This window comes from Nocardia takedensis NBRC 100417 (genome assembly GCF_000308695.1).
Classification (GTDB): Bacteria; Actinomycetota; Actinomycetes; order Mycobacteriales; family Mycobacteriaceae; genus Nocardia; species Nocardia takedensis.
Window position 1 is genome coordinate 1 of sequence record NZ_BAGG01000102.1, and the last position, 3,445, is coordinate 3,445.

Annotated in this window: 4 protein-coding genes; 3 read left to right on the plus strand and 1 reads right to left on the minus strand. The window is 72.7% G+C overall.

Features of this window, described 5'->3' with window-relative positions; translation table 11 throughout:
- From ON30_RS21845 to ON30_RS21855, 3 genes are all read left to right on the plus strand, one after another.
- The coding region (locus ON30_RS21845; protein ID WP_040709692.1) for an XdhC family protein at positions 1-666 on the plus strand (666 nt) is incomplete at its 5' end.
- Between the two features lie 198 nt (positions 667-864).
- Complete coding sequence (folP, locus tag ON30_RS21850) at positions 865-1,749, plus strand: dihydropteroate synthase (protein WP_040709694.1); 885 nt, start codon at positions 865-867, stop codon at positions 1,747-1,749.
- Positions 1,746-2,684: a glucosyl-3-phosphoglycerate synthase gene (locus ON30_RS21855; protein ID WP_040709695.1), complete on the plus strand. Its 939-nt coding sequence runs from the start codon at positions 1,746-1,748 to the stop codon at positions 2,682-2,684. The genes folP and ON30_RS21855 overlap by 4 nt, the downstream gene beginning before the upstream one ends.
- Before the next feature lie 77 nt (positions 2,685-2,761).
- Here ON30_RS21855 and ON30_RS21860 read toward each other — a convergent pair.
- On the minus strand, positions 2,762-3,445 hold a 684-nt coding region (locus ON30_RS21860; protein ID WP_040709696.1), incomplete at its 5' end, for an AMP-binding enzyme.

Here is a 3,445-nt window from a genome sequence, read left to right on the forward strand (position 1 = left end):
CGGCCGTGGCGCGGCGTCGACCGTGACGCCCGCGCCCTGCTGCGGGCCGGGCGCAGCGGAATGGTCGGATCGGATGACGACCGCCCCGACTCGACCGCGACCTGCCCCGCCGCCGCCAGACCCCGGACCTTCGTGCAGGTCTTCGCCGCCGCGCCGCGCATGATCGTGGCGGGGGCCTCCGATTTCGTCCGCGCGCTGAGCGAGACCGGCCGGCAACTCGGCTACCGGGTGACCGTGGTCGACGCGCGCGAGGTGTTCGCCACCCCGGCCCGGTTCCCCGCCGCGCACGAGGTGGTCGTGGCGTGGCCGCACCGCTACCTGGAGGCCGAACTGGCGGCGGGCCGCCTCGATCGGCGCGCGGTGGTCTGCGTGCTGACCCACGACCCGAAATTCGACGTCCCCACCCTGGCCGCGGCCTTGACGGCCGATCTCGCCTTCGTCGGCGCCCTCGGTTCCCGGCGCGCCCACGCCGACCGACTGGGACGGCTGCGCGCGGCGGGCGTCGCGGACGACGCGCTGCGCCGCCTGCACAGCCCGCTCGGCCTCGATCTCAACGCGCACACCCCCGACGAGACCGCCATCTCGATCGCCGCGCAGATCCTGGCCGTACGCGACGGCGGCTCGGCGCGTCCGCTGGCGGACATGGACGGCCCGTTGCACCGCTGATTCCCCACCGCCGTCCCGGCGCATCGCCACCGCCGCCTCCCGGCGCATCGCCACCTCCGCCTCCCGGCGCATCGAGTCCGCCCACCCCCGGTATCGAGTCCACCGCGACCGGCGCGTCCGGTCCGACGGCGAGGACCGATGCGCGGCCGGGGCGTGACAGGCGGGTCGGGCGCGGGAATCGGTCGGTACAGTCGTGACATGTTCAGCTCCACCGCCGCGCCGCGGGCCACCCTGTGCGGCAGGCCGGTGGCGACCGATCGCGCGCTGGTCATGGCGATCGTGAACCGGACTCCCGACTCGTTCTACGACCGCGGCGCGACCTTCGAGGACGCGCCCGCGATGGCCGCCGTGCGCCGCGCGGTGGACGAAGGCGCCGACCTCGTCGACATCGGCGGGGTGAAGGCGGGACCGGGCAGCACCGTGGACACCGCCGAGGAGATTCGCCGGGTGGTCCCGTTCGTGGCCGCGATCCGCGCGGAACATCCCGACCTGTTGATCAGTGTGGACACCTGGCGTTCGGAGGTCGCGCGGTCGGCGGTGGCGGCGGGCGCGGACCTCGTCAACGACACCTGGGCGGGCGCGGACCCCGAATTGGTGCCGGTGGCGGCCGAACTGGGCGTGGGGATCGTGTGCAGTCACACGGGCGGCGCGATCCCGCGGACCCGTCCGCACCGGGTGCGCTACGCCGACGTGGTGGCGGAAGTGACCGAGACGGTCGTGTCCGCGGCCGAGCGGGCGCGCGCGGCCGGGGTGGCCGAGGACGCCATCCTCATCGACCCGACCCACGATTTCGGCAAGAACACCTATCACGGGCTGGAACTGTTGCGGGCAGTGGACGTTCTTGTAAATACCGGGTGGCCGGTCCTGATGGCACTGAGCAACAAGGATTTCATCGGGGAGACTCTAGGTGTCGGCCTGTCCGAACGACTGGAGGGCACATTGGCGGCGACAGCGTGGTCGGCCGCGGCGGGTGCCAGAGTGTTCCGCGTCCACGAGGTCGCCGCGACCCGGCGGGTGGTGGACATGATCGCCGCGATCCAAGGCATCCGGCCCCCAGCACGAACTCTGCGAGGTCTGGTATGAACATCCCGCACCGCGAGCCCGCGTGGGCGACCACGAATACCTTCGACGAACCCGGCTGGCCGGTGGACGAACTCGTCGCCGCCAAGCGGGGCCGCACCGTCTCGGTGGTGCTGCCCGCCCTGAACGAGGAAGGCACGGTCGCCGACGTGGTGGCCAGCATCCGGCCGCTGCTGGGCACCCTGGTGGACGAACTGGTCGTCCTCGACTCCGGCTCCACCGACGCCACCGCCGCACGCGCCGCCGCCGCGGGCGCGGAGGTGATCACCCGCGAACAGGCGGTCCCCGAACTCGAACCCGCGCCCGGCAAGGGCGAGGTCCTGTGGCGGTCGCTGGCCGTGACCAGCGGCGACGTCATCGCCTTCGTCGACTCCGATCTCATCGATCCCGATCCCGCGTTCGTCCCGAAACTGCTGGGCCCACTGCTCACCGTGGACGACATGCACCTGGTCAAGGCGTATTACCGGCGTCCGCTGCGGCAGGGCGATTCGGTCGACGCGCACGGCGGCGGACGCGTCACCGAACTGGTGGCCCGGCCGCTGCTGGCCGCGCTGCGCCCCGAGCTGTCCCAGGTCCTGCAACCGCTGGGCGGCGAGTACGCGGGCACGCGGGAACTGCTCACCTCGGTGCCGTTCGCGCCGGGTTACGGCGTGGAGATCGGGTTGCTGCTCGACACCTACGACCGGCTCGGCCTGGACGCCATCGGCCAGGTCAACCTGGGCGTGCGGACCCACCGCAACCGGCCGCTGGCCGATCTGGGCGTCATGAGCCGCCAGATCCTCGGCACCGTGCTCGGTCGCAGCGGCGTCCAGGATTCCGGGGCCGCGCTGACCCAGTTCCCGTTGGTCGGCTCGGAGTTCACCGCGCTGCGCACCGAGGTCTCGCTGGCGGACCGGCCGCCCATGAACACCCTGCGGCCCAGCCGCGTCGCGGCCTGAGATCCCGGTCGCGGCACGGGTCTGACAGACCCCCGCCGCCGGACGGCCTGACAGTCCCGCGCGGCGAGTCCGAAAGCTCAGTCGGCGGGCAACTCGGCGGCGGCGACCTTCGCCGGATAGTCGTCGTAGGCGGGGACGTAGCCCTCGGTCCGACCCGCCAGCACGTAGAGGGCGCTGTCGTCGTCCGGTTCGTAGCCCTGCTCGCGCAGTTCGACCTTGCGGCTCTTGAACGTCGAGGTCTGTTCGAGTGCGCCGACGACCCGGACGAACAGCGGCACCGCGTAACTCGGCAGCCGCGTGTAGGCCGTCTCGGCCAGCGCCCTGCCGTCGAATTCGGCGCCCTCGCGCAAGGTGACCGCGGCCATGCCGGCCTTGCCGTCCGCGCCGGGGATGGGCACGCCGTAGACCACGGCCTGTTCGATGCCCGCGGCGTCGGTGAGCGCGCCCTCGACCTCGGTGGTGGCGACGTTCTCGCCCTTCCACCGGAAGGTGTCGCCGAGACGGTCGACGAAGGCGATGTGCCGCCAGCCCTGGTCGCGGACCAGATCGCCGGTGTCGAACCAGGTGTCGCCGTCGCGGAAGGCGTCGCGGACCAGTTTGGCTTCGGTGGCTTCGGCGTCGGTGTAGCCGTCGAAGGGTTGGCGGCCGGTGACCTTGGCCAGCAGCAGGCCGACCCCGCCGGAGCCGACGCGGCGCACGCGGTCGTTCTTGCCGCGGCGGGCGTGGCCGGTCTGCTCGTCGTAGTCGACGATCGCGTAGGG

Bases quoted from the DNA above. Each gene is read 5' to 3' on its own strand.
- folP (WP_040709694.1), top strand. From the start codon at position 865: ATGTTCAGCTCCACCGCCGCGCCGCGGGCCACCCTGTGCGGCAGGCCG.
- ON30_RS21855 (WP_040709695.1), top strand. From the start codon at position 1,746: ATGAACATCCCGCACCGCGAGCCCGCGTGGGCGACCACGAATACCTTC.